Below are 16,869 nucleotides of genomic sequence, written 5' to 3' on the forward strand. Positions count from 1 at the left end.
GGTTTCGCCTTTAGTTGGTAACTCTTTTAGTCCCTTTGTAAATCGTAGCAATTCCAAGCGTAAGAGGTGTGGCTGTCACTTCTTCGTAACCCGCTTTTCTCATAAGATCGCAGAACTGTTCGCCGTAGGGAAATTCTTCTACAGATTGATTGAGATAAGAATATGCTGCGGAATCTCCAGAGATCACAGATCCAATCCTTGGAAGGACACTTCTAAAATAGAATAAGTAAGGTTTTCTGATCAATTTGCTTTTAGGAAGTGAGAACTCTAAGATTAAACTTGTTCCGCCTGGCTTTAAAACTCTCAAGGTTTCTTTTAAAGCTTGTTCAACATTCACTACATTTCTAATGCCAAAACTAGTTGTTGAAACATCGAACTCATCATTTTTAAAAGGAATTTGAGTGGCATCGCCAACTCTTAAGTTCACTTTGCCATCTAAGTTCAGTTGCGTGATTTTCTTTTGGCCTTGAGCGAGCATGTTCTCGGACATGTCGATTCCAACAGCTTTTGTGATTTTGTCAGTTTCCTCGAAGAGGTGAAGTATTTGATCAGCAGTTCCGGTGGCCACATCTAAAAGGTATAAATCTTTTTTAGCGGGCAATAAATCTAGAAGTTTTTTTCTCCAGAGAACATCTTGTCTCATGGATAAAAGTCTGTTCAACAAATCATAACGGTTAGCAATCCGGTCAAACATCTTCCAAACTTCAACTTTATTTTGTTGCATCTATTAAACTCCGATTTTTATCGAACCTACCTTCTAGTACTTGTATTCGTCAAGGGTTGCGTCATCGATTTTGAAAGCCGCGGCCCCATATTGACTGGTGGTGGTTTCGATTTCAAAGGTGCCTTCTATCCATGCAGGATTATATACTTTTTCCACAGGTAGAGGCTCGTCCAATTTGACATGGATAATCAGATTTGGAGGAGGTGGAGGCACGTGAACACAGGCTTGAGCATTCGGTACTAAGAGGAATTCATTCAGTACAAAATATTCGTCAGTCAGCGGAACCACATAGCCTGCAATTTTAACTTTCTTTTTGTTTAATTTTTGGAGTTTTTCGGGAGTTTTTCCGGTCTTGTAGTCGTGCTCGTAGAGATCATTCCATGTGATGGTATTGCCGCCGGTTGCAGAGTCTGTAGATTTGTCTTTAAGCTTTTGAATTACCATGGCTGTGGCGGTAAGTGCGATCAAGATACCAATTATTGCTAAAAATTTTTTTTGTTCCATCAGATTACACCTTAATCGTCAGTCCATCGGACAATGAGTTTCTATAAGCCAAGAAGGCAGGAATAATTCCTACCACAAAAGCGGCGCCAAACATCATACTTAGATAAGTCACATCATTGGCTGTCCACTGAGCAAGATCTAGAATCAAACCAAATTTATCGGTGAGCATTGGTCCTGCGATCAAAAGAGTTCCAAAGGTCACGATAATCCCTGAGAAAATTCCAAGAATAGTCACTGAGCATGATTCAAATACAAAAAGTAAAAATATAAAATGAGGCTTTGCACCCATGGATCTTAAGATAGACATTTCACGACGGCGTTCTTTCAACGAAGTCAAAAGAACTAAAAATAAACTTAATAAACTGGTTAAGAACACCAGCGTAGTTAAAAGTTTTAAAATATTTTCTACAAAGCTCAGAGTCTGCCATAAACTTGAGAGAACAACACCAGGAAGAGCTGCCGTTAAAGGCTCTTCACGGTAATCATTGATCTCTCTTTGAATATTAAGAACGCCAGATCTTGACTCTAGAGCCATAAAAAAAGCTGTAATTTGGGTTGGTTTTAATTTTTTATTGAGTAAGTCATCGGCAGTCGGCCCATCTCTTGATGGTGCGCCGGTTTCCCAACCGAGATGGATGGCCTCAATGGCTTCTAAAGAAACGTGTACGGATTGATCGACGGGAGTTCCTGTTTTATTGAGAATTCCAACAACCTTAAATGGCATATTGGCGTGATCTTGAAAGGTCGCTGCACCAGAGCCGTGGGCGAGAACAATTTTATCTTTGATTTTGTATTTTAATTTTTGAGCTACGTCATATCCAAGAACTACGTCAAAGAGTTCTTCAAATTTTTTGCCCTCTGAAATTTCTAAAGACTTTCCACCGCTGAATTTGTAATTGTCAAAATAGCTCTGATCCGTTCCGACAACTCTATAACCTTTGTGAGAATCTCCCAGAGAAATTGGAATGGTCCATTTTGTTTCTTTATGATTTTTAAAAAATTGGTAAGAGGCCCAAGACACATTATTTGTAGGATCACCAATTCTAAATACGGAATAAAGTAGAAGCTGTAGGGGCGAGGATCTAGCCCCTACGATAAGATCTGTTTGAGAGATTGTGTTCTTAAAGCTATCTCTCGCACCTAAACGAATTCTTTCTAAGGATAAAAGTAAAGTGACGCTGATAGTGATGGATAAAATAGTGAGTATCGTTGTTACTTTTCTATTGATTAGACTTTTTAAAGATAGCTTTAGGAGCGTCACGAGGGACCACCTTTAAGAGATATCACTTCATCGAATAAGGGTTTTAACGTGGGATCATGACTCACAAATAAAACCGTAGTGCCATGACTTTCGCATTCTTTAAATAAAAGTTTTAAAAATTGATTTCTAACATCGTGATCAAGTGACGATGTAGGTTCGTCTGCAATAAGGAGTTCAGGGCTTCCAATAAGAGCTCTGGCCACGGCGACACGTTGCTGCTGACCTACGCTAAGATCAGTCACTTTTCGAGAGTAGTATTCAGCCGGGTCTAATTCTAACGCGTTCAAGAGTCTTTTAACTTCGGCCTCGCGGTCTTTTACCTTTTTATTTTTTACTTTAGAAAATTCCAAAGGTAGTAAAATATTTTCTGCGACCGTGAGAAATGGCAATAGATTAAAAAGCTGAAACACAAATCCCATATGATCACCACGAAAAGAATCTCGAAGCGCTGAAGACATTTGATTTAAGTTCTGATCAAAGACTTGGATATTTCCTTCTTTAAAATCTAAAACTCCAGAAATCAAATTCAGAAGGGTCGTCTTGCCAGATCCAGAGGAGCCTTGAAGAAATATTTTTTTAGATTTAGGAATTTGAAGATAAGGTATATCCAGCAAATAGTGGGAAGCTCCTTCCCACTTGAATTTTAGATTTGAAATTTCAATAGCATTTTTTGCTGGCATAAAGAACTTAGAGTTCTACTTTAGAGCTTGTACGATTGAGTTTAACTTCTTTTTGTATTTTTTCAGTGACAAGTTGAACTGTTACTTTATTCAAAGACTCTATATCTCTAAAAATATTGACATCAAGTTCTTTTACTTTTGCAATGTCTTTGCACTTGTACTCAATTTCGTACTCGTATTCGCTATGACCAGCGCCGTGATCATGAGAATCAGAATCCAATTTTCTTTTGATCACGTTGCAGCCTGCAGATTCGTCAATAAGGAAAAGGTTGTAATCTTTTGTCAAAAGCTCAGTGACTTTTTTTAATCTATCCTTGTGTTCTTTTGTTTTTGCTTTTCCTTCGAACCCCACAAGATCCATTCCTGGTATATCGAGGTTAGCTTCAATTACATCTTTTTCAATAGAAATATTCAATTTAGCAATCCCATGAGAATGTGCTTTGTGCTCTCTATGATCAGAAGCATTGGACGAAATAGTAAAAAAACAAAATAGGGCCGAGATAAAAGCAAATAAAGAGAGTGTCTTCATGTGAGCTCCATTTTTGCAATTGTTTGCAATTGCATGTTACTTGTTCCTTCGTAAATTTGTCCGATCTTTGCATCTCTAAAGAATTTTTCAACGGGATACTCTTTGGTGAATCCGTTGCCACCAAATAAATCCACAGCCATCGAGGCAATCTTTTCTGCAGCCTTTGAAGAAAAGTATTTTGCCATAGCCGCTTCTTTTACGAAGTCTTGTCCGTTGTCTTTCAATCTTGCAGCATTATAAACCAGAAGTCTTGCCGCTTCGAGATCGATTCTCATTTCTGCCAACTGGAATTGGACGCCTTGGAAAGAAGAAATTGGTTTTCCAAACTGCTCTCTTGTTTGTACATACTTCAACGCTGCTTCGTAAGCGCCTTGAGCGATACCCACCATCTGCGCGCCAATTCCGATACGACCTTCGTTCAATGTCTCGATAGCTACTTTGTAACCAACGCCCACTTGCCCGAGAATGTTTTCTTTTGGAACCTTGCAGTTCTCAAATAAAAGTTCACAGGTCGATGAGGCTCTGATTCCCAGTTTATCTTCTTTTTTACCAACAGTGAATCCAGGGAAAGTTTTTTCAACCAAAAAGCATGTGATGCCTTTATATCCTTTTGCCGGATCAAGATTTGCAAAACACAAGAAAAGAGAAGCTTCGTTGCCGCTCGTGATCCAAAGTTTACTACCGTTAAGGACATAATGATCGCCTTTGTCTTCTGCTCTTAGTTTTAAGGCGAAAGCATCACTACCACTGATGGATTCAGAAAGAGCGTAGGCTCCAACCCATTCTTTGGCTAACTTTGGAAGGTATTTGTCTTTTACAGTGTCATTACCCCATTTCAGGAATGCGTTTGTTACCAAAGTGTTTTGCACATCCAAAAGTACACTCACGGATGCGTCCACGCGGCCCAGTTCTTCTACAGCTAAACAAGCCATAGTTAATGAGCTCGCAGCGCCACCATATTTTTCTGGAGATTCGATTCCCATCAAGCCCATTTCGAAAAGTTTTTTTACGATATCGGGTCTCATCTCTGCTTTTTCGTCCATTTCTGAAACGTGAGGTTTGATTTCGTTTTCGGCAAATGATCTTACAGCATCTCTGAATGCGATTTCATCTTCAGAAAACATTGTTATTGCAGGCTGGGAAGGGCTCACTAAAAACTCCTGTGTTTATTGTCTTTGTATATGATTAATTTGGGTAACATACGGGTCTCTAAAGGTCAGCATAAACATAGGCAGTGAGTTTTTTAATCACGCTCCGCATCCTGCCTTTGGCTAGGAGGGAATAAACCTGTTCACAAATTCAAAGGACTCATAGTAAATTCAATTCATGTCAAATAAAGTCATTAGAGTTCTCATCGCAAAACCCGGTCTCGATGGTCATGACCGCGGGGCAAAAGTTGTTGCGAGGGGATTGAGAGATGCAGGTTATGAAGTCATCTATACAGGTCTTCATCAAACACCAGAAATGGTTGTTCAATCAGCTATTCAAGAAGATGTAGATGTTGTGGGGTTATCAATTTTATCGGGAGCCCACATTCCAATCGTCAACGCTATCCAAAGTTTGATGAAAAAAGAAAAAGTTTTAAAACCTATTTTTGTGGGTGGAATTATCCCGCAAGATGATTCAAAACAGCTGATCAAAGCAGGAATCCGTGCGGTTTTTGGGCCCGGCGCTACAATTGCAGAAATTTCTGATAAAATAAAAAGCTTAACAAATAAAAAATCCTCGCCAGTACCTAAAAAACCATCGACTCTGAAAAAAGCTAAAAGAAAAGTTAAGCGAAAAATTCAGCGAAAAGCTAAGAAAAAATAAAACTGAAAGGCCCCTGCCGAAAGGTCCCTAAAGATATGGATTGGTATGAATTTGGCGCAAAAATAGCTCTTATCTATGTTCCGCTTCTTTTCTCACTTTGCATTCATGAATATGCCCACGGAGTGGTGGCAAAGTGGAAAGGCGATATGACGGCAGAGCGACAAGGTCGTTTGAATTTAAACCCAATTTCGCATGCAGATCCTATCGGAACATTTGTATTGCCGCTTTCAATGCTCTGGCTGAATGGCCCTGTTATTGGATGGGGAAAACCCGTTCCTGTAGACGAAAGGAATATGAAAAATCCTAGAGTGGATATGTTCTGGGTTGCTTTTGCAGGTCCCATTTCCAATATGCTTATGGGTATAGTGGGAGCGATCATTGTGGCTGTTACGATGGTTTATTTCCCTGTTCAAAAATATTCTAACGCAGTACAGACTTTCTTTTTTGCGTTTATTCGTATCAATTTGCTTTTGGCGATTTTTAATTTGATTCCAGTCCATCCTCTAGATGGTGGAAAAGTTTTAGCAAGATTTTTGCCTCAATCTGCCAACGATAAACTAGAGGCGAACCAACAAATATCAGGAATGATTTTGATGTTCTTGATGCTGACGGGGATGCTGAGCTTTTTATTTCAGCCTATTGGAGCGGTCTCAGTCTATCTTGTAGCGTTCTTTCAATCCATCATTAGCTAAAAGCTTCATCGTTGCTTCAATATGAGTCTTTACATATTTTCATTTCCTGCCTTTTAGAGGTGAAACAATAATCTAGTCTTGGTATTTCTTTTTCAACAATAACTAAGGGAGAATTTTATGAAATTTTTAATCGCGACATTCGTAGTCTTAGTATCAATGTCTTCATTTGCAGACAGTTCTGAGTTGATCACTTCTTGTAAACTTTCAGGAGTTAGCGAAGAGGTGAAAATTGAAGGAACAGCTAACGTGGTAAGAATCGATGAAAAACTTTTAAGAATCAACGTGGATGCACTTCTAACTGTAGAAGAAGAGGAAGCAGACAAGCACGAAGGATCAGATGAAATCTCAAAAACTGCTACTTTGAATGGCCAAGAACTTAAAGATTACTTAGCTAAAGATGATTTAGGCCAGGTATTGGTAGAAAGACTCAATGGAGAAACTCCAGTAGAGTTAAAGGAATATCAAAGCAAAAACAATGAAGACGATGCTGCAGGATACTCTTTAACTCAGCTCAAAGGCGAAAAAGGGACTGTAAAGGGAATTTTAACAATCGGCTGGGGAGTTGCTTTTTGCGACTAAAAAGAGTCCGGTTCCAAACCGGGTTCCATTTATGTAATTTTTTAAGCATAACTGAATAATGTTGCTGCAAGTCATTATCCTGTCTATAACACGCACTCGTTTTACAAAAATCCCAGGAGTGCATGTGAAATTCAAGTTTTTGATGATGTTGATGGTGGCAGCAGCGCTTTCTTCTGCTTGTTCCAAAGGTGGGAATACTTTAGATAATTTGGATCCAAAAAATACTACGGAAGCTGAATTAGAAAAATTTGACCGAGAATATGAAGCAGCCACGGGTAAGAAAGCTCGCATTCCTGTAGGAAAAAGCACTTGTCGTTATACTCAATGTCCGGTGTTTGCCTTCGTAGATAAAGATTCGCAGAGCCTCACTCTGTACGTGAACGGAAAAATCCAAGAAGTTTGGCCTGTCTCTACGGGGGCTCCCGGTTATACCACACCACCTTTCAACAAAAATCCCAATGGCCGCATTTACGATGAATACATGTCTATATCAAATCCGGGCGGGGACTATGAAGGTTTAGGCAATATGCCTTACGCTGTTTTCATTGACGGCGGTTACGCTATTCATGGAACCACCAGAGGCAATTGGTCTAAACTAGGAAGAATCGCGTCCCACGGCTGCATCCGAATCCACCCGGACAACGCAAAAATTTTCAACCGGCTCGTCCGCCAATACAAACCCGAAAACGTCTGGATCGTCGTTCAATAAAGGGTGCTAGGTACAAAGCTCAAATTTGTGGCAAAAAAAGTGCCTTTATCAAAAGGAAAATCGAAATAACTCCTGACATATCAAAAATTTAGACTTCAACCCTTAGAAAGTACTTGAATGAACCTCAAAAACCCACTTCAATAGTGGGTAATGTCAGGGTTACACGTTAGTCTAGAACAATTTGAAGGTCCATTAGCTCTCTTGCTGTATCTTATTCGCAAAGAGGAGATGGATATCTATAACATTCCTATTCATCAGATCACTAAGAAGTACTTAGAACATATCCAGATGATGAAGAAATTAGATCTCGAAGGCGCGAGTGATTTTATCACTATGGCCGCAACTCTAATTCACATCAAATCTAAAATGCTACTTCCACAATACGATCAAGAAGAAGATGTGAACGAAGATCCACGCAAAGAACTTGTACAGCGTCTAGTGGAATACCAAAGATATCAAAATGCTTCGAAAGATTTACTCGATCGTCCAATCTTAAACAGAGATGTTTGGAGAAGAGGGTTTAAAGAAGATATCATTCTAGAGGAAAATCAAGGTATCGAAATCGACGATAGCGGATTATTTGGCTTGATCGCCGCTTTTAGAACTTGTGTAAAGGCCGCTCAAAAGAGAATTCACAAAGTCATGAAGAAGGGGCAATCGATCGCATCTAGAATTATGGAGATTCGAGATCTTTTAATTCCGGGTGAGAGAAGAATCATGAGAGACCTTATCACGCCAGAAGAAATGTCTAAGAACAAACTGCTCGTGACTTTTTTGAGTATGCTCGAGCTTGCGAAGATGGGTTTCGTTAAAGTATTTCAATCAGAACCTTATGCTGATATTCACGTTGAACCATTGAAAATTATTGATCGCGATGTGATACAAAGAGCGGAATCTTATGAGTCGCAAGATGTGGACGCAGCGGCAAATAGCATTTTGGCTAAGGGCGAAGCTTTTATGGCGGCCGAAATTCTGGCAAAAGCATCAGAAGTTATTATTCCAGATCAGCAATTGGAGTTAACTCCAGAAGCAATTATAAACGAACTGGCTTTGCAAAAAGCAGCAGTTGAAGAAGTCATCGATGACTCCGCAACAGATGAGGATATTATGTCAGCAGAAAAAGAATTAGGACTAGAATCAGCAGAGGGTGGGCTCGAGGGAGAAATGATTTCTTCCATGGAACCTATCGAAGATATTATTAAAGCAAGTCTTAGCCAAACTACAAGTCTTGAAATCGACGAAGAGATTTTCTTAACCGAAGACAATTCAGAAAAGCCTAGAGACGGCGAAATTTAAGGAAGAACAATGTCAGAAGAAAATGATATCGACATGAACGAAATGAATGAACTTGATATCGAAGTAGAAATGCAAGCTGCGGCGGATACTGAGGAAGTGTCCTATGCGCAAAATCAAACTTCAGATGAAATGACGGCGCTGATGGAAAAAGAAGGCCTTATGGCTGTTCCAGAAGAAGAAAGACAAGAAATCTTTATCGAAGAAGATCGTCTGAAGTCATTACTAGAAAGTATTTTATTTTCTTCACCAAAACCTATGACTTTTGATGCAATCAAAGCCGTTTTTAAAGGAACAAACATCAAGTCTAAACAATTAAGACGTGTTCTTGAAGATTACGCAGGAGATCTTGCGAGCCAAGAGCGTGGCGTATACATCGAAGAGATCGCCGGTGGATATCAACTTCGAACTAAAATTGAAAATGCAGAATTCTTAAAACAAGTTGTAAAACAACGTCCATTCAGAGTTTCGGGCCCAAGCATGGAAGTGTTAGCGATTATGGCTTACAAGCAACCATGTATTAAAGCCGAAGTGGACACTATTCGTGGAGTGGAGTCGGGCCATTTGATCCGAGTGCTTATGGATAAAGGACTTTTGCAATTCGATGGTAAATCTGATCTTCCAGGAAAACCAATGCTCTACAAGACAACTAAGAAATTCTTAGAAGTCTTTGGGTTAAGAAACATTCGTGAGCTTCCATCACTAGAAGAGATCGATCAATTGATTCCTGAAGGTATTGGCGGTGAGGAAGAAGAGAAAAAGACTCTCGACACTTTGACTGGCGAATTGTCGCTGGATTACGGCGCAAGAGATGCTGAAGCAGAAGAGGAATATTCTAAGATCACAGGTCGCCTATCTGAAATCTCAACTTCTTCGGAATACTTCGAAAAAGAAAAAGAAAGACAACGCGATCAAAAAGAAAAAGACAAAGCGGACGACATCAGAGAACGCATGATCATGGGTCAAGATGTTGAAAAAAACGAAATCAGTTGGTTGAAGCGTTTCGAAGAGAAGTTATTGGCCGCAGAAACTGCACCGGTTGTTGAGACCGTTGCTGAGGCGATGACTGAATCAACGACAGAAGTGGCCGAAGAAGTAGCAGAACCTACAGAGCAATCTGCAGCAGAACTCGCAGCAGAAGTGGTAGAGGCGATTCAAGAGAACGCGGATGAGCAACAAGACGTTTCAAGACTTGCAAACGCCGCAGCTGATGCTTTCAAAGCCTTCGACGACGACGACGACGAAGACGATATCAAAACCAAATTAGACGTTTAATAATCAAAATTTTATATTGCAAAGCAACACCGCCGCGGTGTCGCTTTGCGTTTTTATATAGTGCTCAATATCAAGGGTAAAAAAATATTCCCTTCTTACTCCACAAGGAGAAGGTTTTTTAAGATCCGCTTTCATCCCTTAGATAATTTCATAGTGTTCCTTTTGATGTTTACCTTTGTATTCGAGGCGTTCACCATTGTATGTCACCCCTTCTGAATGTTTTACCCGCAGCAATCAAATGCTGCACATTGCATTCAAAAGCATAGTCATTTTAAAGTGCACAGTCTATTTAGTCTTCACAGTACATGTTGAGTAGAAGTTTTACTTTTACAAAACAAGTCGTAGGGACAAATGTATCTTCCCTGATTAAGAGATACTAATTTATTAAAGACATAAACGTAAAAATTTATTCTTTGGGAGGTTTTATGAAGACATTATCAATAAGAAATGCAGTTTTGGATACCATAGAGAAATTTGTAAAATGTGCTGTTTTTTTATTTTTCTTACTAACTATGAATGGACTTTCGTATGCAAGCGAAAGATCTCCATGTGGTTTAAGCGGTACAGTGGATGAGAGAATCAGCGATTGTTCTAGTCAGTCTGATTTTCAAAAAGAAGGTTTTATTTTAGTTAGCAGAAAGCCTAGTTTGGGAGAGGTACGAAAAGAACTTTCTACTGGGCTTATTTGGAGTGATCGACTTCCAAGTAGATTTACTTATATTGAGTCCACGACAGCCTGTAATGCTGATTCCCTTGCTGTTAATGGCTCAGTTGGTGTCGCAGGCATTACCGATATTACATGGAGGAGGCCAACTTGGGATGAATACATAGAAGCCGAGAAGAATGGTATTCGAAAGGCAATGCCAAACATGGTTGGAAAAGTTGCAGATGACAATTTGTTTTGGACGGAGGATTGGGGGCTATTCGATGGTAGACGCGGTGTTATTACCTTCATGTCATTAGACGCGCCTTTCTCTGTTCGATGTGTATCTGGATCAAATACTTAATCAATCAGCGCTTATAACTTGTATTGATCACATGCCTATCCCAGAGAGGGATAGGATCTTTCTTCAATCTCAAGTGCCTAGCGATATTTTTGAATGTTTTACCCGCAGCAATCAAATGCTGCACTTTGCAGCAAAAAATGTGGTTATTTTAAAATATTTTGTATATAAGCCTCCTCATGGAAAAAATGACAACTGGCTTACCAAAAGAACATCCAACTACTTTTATCAGTTGGTTTCAGAGAGAATTTTTAAAAAGAAGAAGTAAGAACAGTGGCTATTCGATCCGTGCCTTTGCAAATTATCTTGGCTTGCCTTCAGGAACAGTATCGCATTTGTTGTCTGGCAAAAGAAAGCCTTCTGTAAAATATATTACTAAGCTTTGTGCAAAATTAGAAATGAGTCCCCAAGAACATGCGTTCATTCTCAACTCACTTGCAAAAAATCCCTCGTATGGAGATACGAGTTTTAGTCCGCAAGAGTACAGTCTAATCTCCATAGAATCTTTCAAAGTTCTATCGGAATGGTATCATTTTGCAATTTTAGAGTTAACTCATGTTAAGGGATTTCAATATGACCTCACTTGGATATCGAGAGAGCTGGGAATTTCTGTCATCGAGGCTAGGCAAGCCATTGAGAGGCTGTTGAAATTAGATCTTTTAGTAGAAAAAAGAGGAAAGCTCTTAAAAACTCAAAGCTTTGTGACTAATGGTGAAAACGATTTCGTGACAAGTTCGGCGCACAAACAGTTTCAACGGCACGTACTGCAGAGAGCACTAGAAGCCATTGATAACGTTGCAATCGAAGAAAAAGAAATCACCTCTATGACCATGGCAATTGACGAGTCAAAATTGCCGCAAGCAAGGAAGATGATGACAAAGTTTAGAAGAGATCTTTGCCAATTTTTAGAAAATGGAAATCAGACCCGAGTTTATAATTTAGGAATTCAGCTTTACCCACTGTCCAAGGGAACAAGAAAATAGGAGAAGTATAGTATGAAGAAATATTTTTTAAGTGCGCTGAGTGTGATGGCGATATTGTCACAAGCTCATGCTGGAGCTGAGGGCAAAGGAGGAAGCTTTCCTTATTATGAATCAAATGTGTATAAGATCATTAAATCTAGTCAGGCTGCTTTATTGGAAAAACTTAATAAATGGGACGAAGAATCTTTTTCAAAGGTAATAAATCAAGAATTTGCTCATCCTATTTCTCTAAAAGAGTTAAAAGGTATTATCTCACATTTGCAATTAAAACCTGCGGAAACTGGAACAGCTATAAATCCTTATGGTATCGAAGAGCCCTTAGCTATGCATTACGGTGTCGATTCTAAGGGGCAAAAATATATTGTAGCTTACGGCAGGCTTTTTGATTTTATAAATTATGAATGCAAAGTAGAAATTAAACACAACTCTATTGCAAATGAAATAGAAGTTGGTTCATGTTACAAGTTGGAGCTTAAATTACTGCACGAAGCTTTGCACCATTTTGGATACGAAGAAGACCAAGCTCAAGCGAATAAATATAAAATGCTTGAACTGATTGATATTGGTTTTAATATTTTGGAAGAAACTACCCACATAAAGTCTAAAAGCCTTCTGTATAAAGAAGCTAGCGAACAAATTATCCAGTGGGCATTCGAAGGAAAAACTTTTAATAAAGTTGTAACTTTGCAAGCAATTGATTCAAACAGTCCTGACTCAACATCCTCTAATAAATACTGGGGAATAACGTTGGATTTAAGAACGCCACGCAATAATTTATCGGAATTAATATTAGATAGAAAGACTTATGGCTCTTTCTATTATGACCAGTCATTTTTCTTAACATCGAGGCGCCAAAATTACGACATCCATGCAGAGACGATGCCATCTGAATTTAAATTAAGCTATGAAGATAAAGATAAAATTGAATATAGATCATCAGTGTTGAGTTCGGAATCAAAGGGACGCGTGACATTTAGTGAGAACAAATTAAAATTATCAGCTAATAAATATATTCATGTGTCTGAAGAAGGTAAAACTTTCGATAACACTCCATTTGAGAGCCTAGAGTCTCATTTAATCATATCAAAATTACCGCTTGGTCGGGAAATACATATTGATTTAATGGATAGAGTGGTATTTAGGGGGGCAAAAATAAAAATGGCATCTAGTAAACCTCCTACTCAATTAGTAATGTCTATCCATATTCCTTAAGGCAAAGCCAAAATTTCATCTCTCAAAAGCATCCAGATATCATAGTATCTGTATGCGGGTGGGGGATTGTCTTCTGTTTTGTGATCTGGCAAAAGATCTAAGCCTTTTGTTTTTAAAAGTAGATTTCTAACTTCAGGGTTTTGCTCCATCTTTGCTTTTAGAGCTTTGACGATGATCTCATAGTGAAGATTTTGATCCTTACCTTTGTATTCGATTCTTTGACCACTATAAGTAATCCAGGAGATATTTAATTTTTTAAGATTACTGTTAGCAATTTTTCCGGCGTTTTTGGCGTTCTCACCGACCATTTGTGAAACTTGTTTGCGCGTGTAGGGCCATTCCACTCTTGGGTCATTTCTTGGATCAGAAGAGTCTTCGAGATTTTCTGGGTACTTCATCATTTGCCAGAAACCTTCAACGCTGGCGTAGTTCTTAGAATCCAAGGTGAATGCTGTATCTGCAAAGTTTGAAAATAGGCCAAGTTCATTTCGCTTAGAAAGTATGACTTTCTTTTCTTCGCAAGATACGGACTGCGGAAGAATTTCCCAGTCCTTTGTATCTTGAGTCACAGGCTTCCACCATTCCTTTGGGTAAGGGCAGATGTTTTCTGATGATATTGCCAATGCAAGAGTGAGCGTGAGAAGCCAAGCCATTTGTTATTCCTACTCTGATAATTCAGTTGTGATGTCTTCTGCTGAAGCTGTCACTTGTTCTAAAAAATTGACCCATGCTGCTGAGATCTTATAAGCTTTTGGTCCAAGTGAATCCTTAGCTTTGCTGCTGATAATGAACTCAGAAAGTTCTTGGTAAAGATTTTCTACATCTGCATCCAAGCCCATAGCACTTACAACTTCTTCAACGTATTCAGGATGGTTGGTTTTCATGTACTGAGTGATTTCAGCACCCAATTTTCTGAACTCATTCTTTGTGATATTCACTCCGCTACGACCACAATTTTTTGTGTCATCAACACGACGGCTGAACTGCCAGTAGTCTCTCATTGTGGCTTTACGATCTTTACTTGGAATCGCACAACGTGCTTGCTCAAGAACGGTTCCTGTGAAAGTTGTTTCTCCATCTGCTGGGTTTTGGTAGTACAGCTTGAATTCTTCTTGGCCCGCATGGAATGAAGCAAGGAGAGTCACTTCTAAGAGTGCCGCATCCCAATGAGTCGTCACTCGTCCATCCATTAGATTTCGGGCTTGCTCTGCCATGTATACAGCTAAAAAATCTGAAAGCACAGTTTGTCCAAAGTCTGTCACTTTAGCATAATTTTTGGGGTTGCTATCAAGAAGAGATTCCAAAATTGCTTTGTAAAATTGAGGTAAGTTGTCGACGTCTTGATGTCTTGTGTATTGATCTAAATCATCGAGGTAAACTTTGTAGGAAACATCATTTGCAGGTCTTGTTGTCCCTACGCTAAAGCTTCTTCCTGATTTTTGTTCAGTCGTATCGTAGTGAACATTGTAAGCGTAATTGTTTTTATAAAATTGAACTGCAACCCCACCGCCACTGGCAAGCCCAAGAAAGGTAGAAAGATCGTAACGATCTACACTACGGTTCAATGCTGCAATTTTTTGAGGAAGATCATTCAGAGTTACCGTTTCTCCTTGAAGGCCTTCCGCGATTTCCATTACGGCTTCAATGCCTCCATTTCTTTGTACGTTTTTTTGGATTTTTTCATCCACGTACTCATAGACAGCGTTAATAGTTTCACCGTCGGCGATCTGGTAGCCCTCTGTTGCCACTTCATCAAGTGCGGGCTTAACTGTTTCTTTCATGAATGCGAGGAACGTTTGTCCTTTGTGTTGGCTCAAGTCATACACATGAGTGTAATTGTTCAGCAGAACATCTTGATCCGAAGCGTGAACGCTTAAACTTATAAAAAGAGAAAGTACCAATAAAATAGATTTCATTTTTCACCCCATTAGTTTTTAAATTAAACACTGAATATTGAGGTGGTCGGTAGACATCAAGTTAGGAATTGGCTTATGAACTTTCTACACAAAAATCATGCGCTCATTCATGACGAATACGAAAACAAAAACGATAAAGCGTTTAGTTTATGTAGTTTGAGGCAATACTTTCTGCGATTTTGATTCCATCGACAGCAGCCGATGTGATTCCACCAGCGTAACCAGCGCCCTCACCCGCAGGATAAAGTCCTTTGTGAGAAATAGAAATTAAAGTCTCAGTATCTCTTGGAACTCTCAAGGGACATGAGGTCCTAGATTCGATTCCATGAAGTTGTGATTCTTCGGAAATAAATCCCGGCATCTTATCGTTAAAATCTTTTAGGCCTTCGATCAAAGGTTTGATGATGTAGTCTGGTAGGATGTCATTGAAGTTGATAGGTAAAACTCCGGATGGTGAGGATGTGGGTAGGGCCTTGCCTTTTTTGTTTTTAATAAAATCTAAAGTTGTTTGCACAGGGAGTTCTTTGGTTCCGCCTTGCTTTTTGACTTCTTCAAAACATTTCTTTTCTAATTCACGACGGAGTTTCATTCCTCCGAAAAGATCGTCTCCGAATATTTTTTTGTGATCGATACTGATAACAATCGCTGAGTTTGCGAACTGGCCATTACGGTTGTAATTGCTCATACCGTTACAGACCAGACCGTCAGCTTCAGTACCGCTTGATAAAACGTATCCTCCAGGGCACATGCAGAAGCTATAGACGCCGATGCCAGTATCCGTATTGTAGGTGAGTTTGTAGTTGGCAGATTTTAATTTAGGATGTTCTGCAAATTTTCTGTATTGAACTTCATTCACAAATTTTTGAGGATGTTCTACACGCAAACCCATGGCAAAGGATTTTCCTTCGAGTTTTACACCGATATCATACAAGTGATCCAGAATGTCTGAAGCTGAGTGTCCCGTCGCCAGCACCACATGATCCGAATGATATTCTTTTCCGTCAGAAGTTTTAACGCCGGTGATTTTATCTTTTGTATGAACAAGCTCAGTCACCCGAGTATTGAAAATGATTTCGCAGCCGTTGGCTTCTAGATGTTTTCTCATCCTAGGCATGATTCTTCTGATTTTATCGGAGCCCACGTGGGGATTGGAAAGGTATTGAATTTCCGGAGGAGCTCCAAATTGGACAAGTCTATGGAGGACATAAGGAATAAAATCAGATTTGATTCTTGTGACTAATTTTCCATCACTAAAAAATCCTGCGCCGCCTTCACCAAAGCAGACATTGTCTTCGGGATCAAATTCACCATATCTCCAAAATCGGTTGATCTTAAAGATTCGTTTTTCAGTGGGGGAGCCGCGCTCTAAAAGTATGCAGGGAATGCCTCTTTCGATCAATCTTAAGGCACAAAAGAGTCCCGCGGGGCCTCCGCCTACGATAATGGGTTTTTTACCTTCGAATTTAATTTTTTCTACAGGAAAGTCATCGTCCATGGGTTTTTCACCAGGCAAATAGACTTCTAAGGTATAAACCTCGTGTATTGCGTGTCTTTTTCGGGCATCTACGGATTTTTTGAGGACGCGGTAGGATGAGAATTCAGGGATTTCTTTACGAATGACGTCTTCGAGGGATGTGTCCAAAGGGACTTTAATGTCTTTGAGAAGTTTCATTTTTATGCCTTATGGCCCAAAGCT

Annotated in this window: 18 protein-coding genes; 9 read left to right on the top strand and 9 right to left on the bottom strand. The window is 39.4% G+C overall.

Features of this window, described 5'->3' with window-relative positions:
• Window positions 1–10: 10 nt before the first annotated feature.
• Genes ubiE through V4596_03025 form a run of 6 tightly spaced genes read right to left on the bottom strand, consistent with a single transcriptional unit; the run spans window position 11 to window position 4,822 of the window.
• Entirely contained in the window at window positions 11–724 is a 714-nt protein-coding gene (ubiE, locus tag V4596_03000) for a bifunctional demethylmenaquinone methyltransferase/2-methoxy-6-polyprenyl-1,4-benzoquinol methylase UbiE (GenBank protein ID MES2768088.1), read from the bottom strand.
• A 33-nt stretch (window positions 725–757) separates the two neighbouring features.
• Window positions 758–1,228, bottom strand: coding sequence for a DUF3299 domain-containing protein (locus tag V4596_03005; GenBank protein MES2768089.1), 471 nt, complete (start codon window positions 1,226–1,228; stop codon window positions 758–760).
• Window positions 1,229–1,232: 4 nt separating this feature from the next.
• The gene (locus V4596_03010; protein MES2768090.1) at window positions 1,233–2,489 is read right to left on the bottom strand and encodes an ABC transporter permease; all 1,257 of its coding nucleotides are present in this window, start codon (window positions 2,487–2,489) and stop codon (window positions 1,233–1,235) included.
• Complete coding sequence (locus tag V4596_03015; GenBank protein MES2768091.1) at window positions 2,486–3,169, bottom strand: ABC transporter ATP-binding protein; 684 nt, start codon at window positions 3,167–3,169, stop codon at window positions 2,486–2,488. The genes V4596_03010 and V4596_03015 overlap by 4 nt, the downstream gene beginning before the upstream one ends.
• 7 nt (window positions 3,170–3,176) lie before the next feature.
• Complete coding sequence (locus tag V4596_03020; protein MES2768092.1) at window positions 3,177–3,698, bottom strand: DUF2796 domain-containing protein; 522 nt, start codon at window positions 3,696–3,698, stop codon at window positions 3,177–3,179.
• Window positions 3,695–4,822, bottom strand: coding sequence for an acyl-CoA dehydrogenase (locus tag V4596_03025; GenBank protein ID MES2768093.1), 1,128 nt, complete (start codon window positions 4,820–4,822; stop codon window positions 3,695–3,697). Before V4596_03025 ends, V4596_03020 begins: the two co-directional genes overlap by 4 nt.
• Before the next feature lie 202 nt (window positions 4,823–5,024).
• On the opposite strand from V4596_03025, the gene V4596_03030 reads away from it, so the two are divergent.
• The 9 genes from V4596_03030 to V4596_03070 all read left to right on the top strand — a co-directional run bounded on the left by V4596_03030 (window position 5,025) and on the right by V4596_03070 (window position 13,257).
• Window positions 5,025–5,510: a cobalamin B12-binding domain-containing protein gene (locus tag V4596_03030; protein MES2768094.1), complete on the top strand. Its 486-nt coding sequence runs from the start codon at window positions 5,025–5,027 to the stop codon at window positions 5,508–5,510.
• A 35-nt stretch (window positions 5,511–5,545) separates the two neighbouring features.
• Window positions 5,546–6,202, top strand: a complete 657-nt coding sequence (locus V4596_03035) for a site-2 protease family protein (protein MES2768095.1) — start codon at window positions 5,546–5,548, stop codon at window positions 6,200–6,202.
• A gap of 117 nt (window positions 6,203–6,319) precedes the next feature.
• A complete protein-coding gene (locus tag V4596_03040) occupies window positions 6,320–6,781 on the top strand; it encodes a hypothetical protein (GenBank protein ID MES2768096.1) in 462 nt (153 codons plus the stop codon).
• A gap of 124 nt (window positions 6,782–6,905) precedes the next feature.
• Window positions 6,906–7,490, top strand: coding sequence for a L,D-transpeptidase (locus V4596_03045; protein MES2768097.1), 585 nt, complete (start codon window positions 6,906–6,908; stop codon window positions 7,488–7,490).
• Between the two features lie 150 nt (window positions 7,491–7,640).
• Window positions 7,641–8,786, top strand: coding sequence for a segregation/condensation protein A (locus tag V4596_03050; GenBank protein MES2768098.1), 1,146 nt, complete (start codon window positions 7,641–7,643; stop codon window positions 8,784–8,786).
• Between the two features lie 9 nt (window positions 8,787–8,795).
• Complete coding sequence (gene scpB, locus V4596_03055; GenBank protein MES2768099.1) at window positions 8,796–10,058, top strand: SMC-Scp complex subunit ScpB; 1,263 nt, start codon at window positions 8,796–8,798, stop codon at window positions 10,056–10,058.
• Between the two features lie 425 nt (window positions 10,059–10,483).
• A complete protein-coding gene (locus V4596_03060) occupies window positions 10,484–11,065 on the top strand; it encodes a hypothetical protein (GenBank protein ID MES2768100.1) in 582 nt (193 codons plus the stop codon).
• A 176-nt stretch (window positions 11,066–11,241) separates the two neighbouring features.
• A complete protein-coding gene (locus V4596_03065; protein MES2768101.1) occupies window positions 11,242–12,045 on the top strand; it encodes a TIGR02147 family protein in 804 nt (267 codons plus the stop codon).
• A 12-nt stretch (window positions 12,046–12,057) separates the two neighbouring features.
• Window positions 12,058–13,257 carry a hypothetical protein gene (locus V4596_03070; GenBank protein MES2768102.1) on the top strand — a complete coding sequence of 400 codons (1,200 nt, stop codon included), beginning with the start codon at window positions 12,058–12,060 and terminating at the stop codon, window positions 13,255–13,257.
• On the opposite strand, the gene V4596_03075 is transcribed toward V4596_03070, so the two are convergent.
• The 3 genes from V4596_03075 to V4596_03085 all read right to left on the bottom strand — a co-directional run bounded on the left by V4596_03075 (window position 13,254) and on the right by V4596_03085 (window position 16,845).
• Window positions 13,254–13,910, bottom strand: coding sequence for an NADAR family protein (locus V4596_03075; GenBank protein MES2768103.1), 657 nt, complete (start codon window positions 13,908–13,910; stop codon window positions 13,254–13,256). The genes V4596_03070 and V4596_03075 overlap by 4 nt on opposite strands.
• A gap of 9 nt (window positions 13,911–13,919) precedes the next feature.
• Window positions 13,920–15,173, bottom strand: coding sequence for a hypothetical protein (locus V4596_03080; GenBank protein MES2768104.1), 1,254 nt, complete (start codon window positions 15,171–15,173; stop codon window positions 13,920–13,922).
• Window positions 15,174–15,315: 142 nt separating this feature from the next.
• On the bottom strand, window positions 15,316–16,845 hold the full coding sequence (locus tag V4596_03085) for an FAD-dependent oxidoreductase (GenBank protein MES2768105.1): 1,530 nt from the start codon (window positions 16,843–16,845) through the stop codon (window positions 15,316–15,318).
• Window positions 16,846–16,869 lie beyond the last annotated feature (24 nt).

The organism is Bdellovibrionota bacterium (assembly GCA_040386775.1).
Lineage (GTDB): Bacteria > Bdellovibrionota > Bdellovibrionia > Bdellovibrionales > JAEYZS01 > JAEYZS01.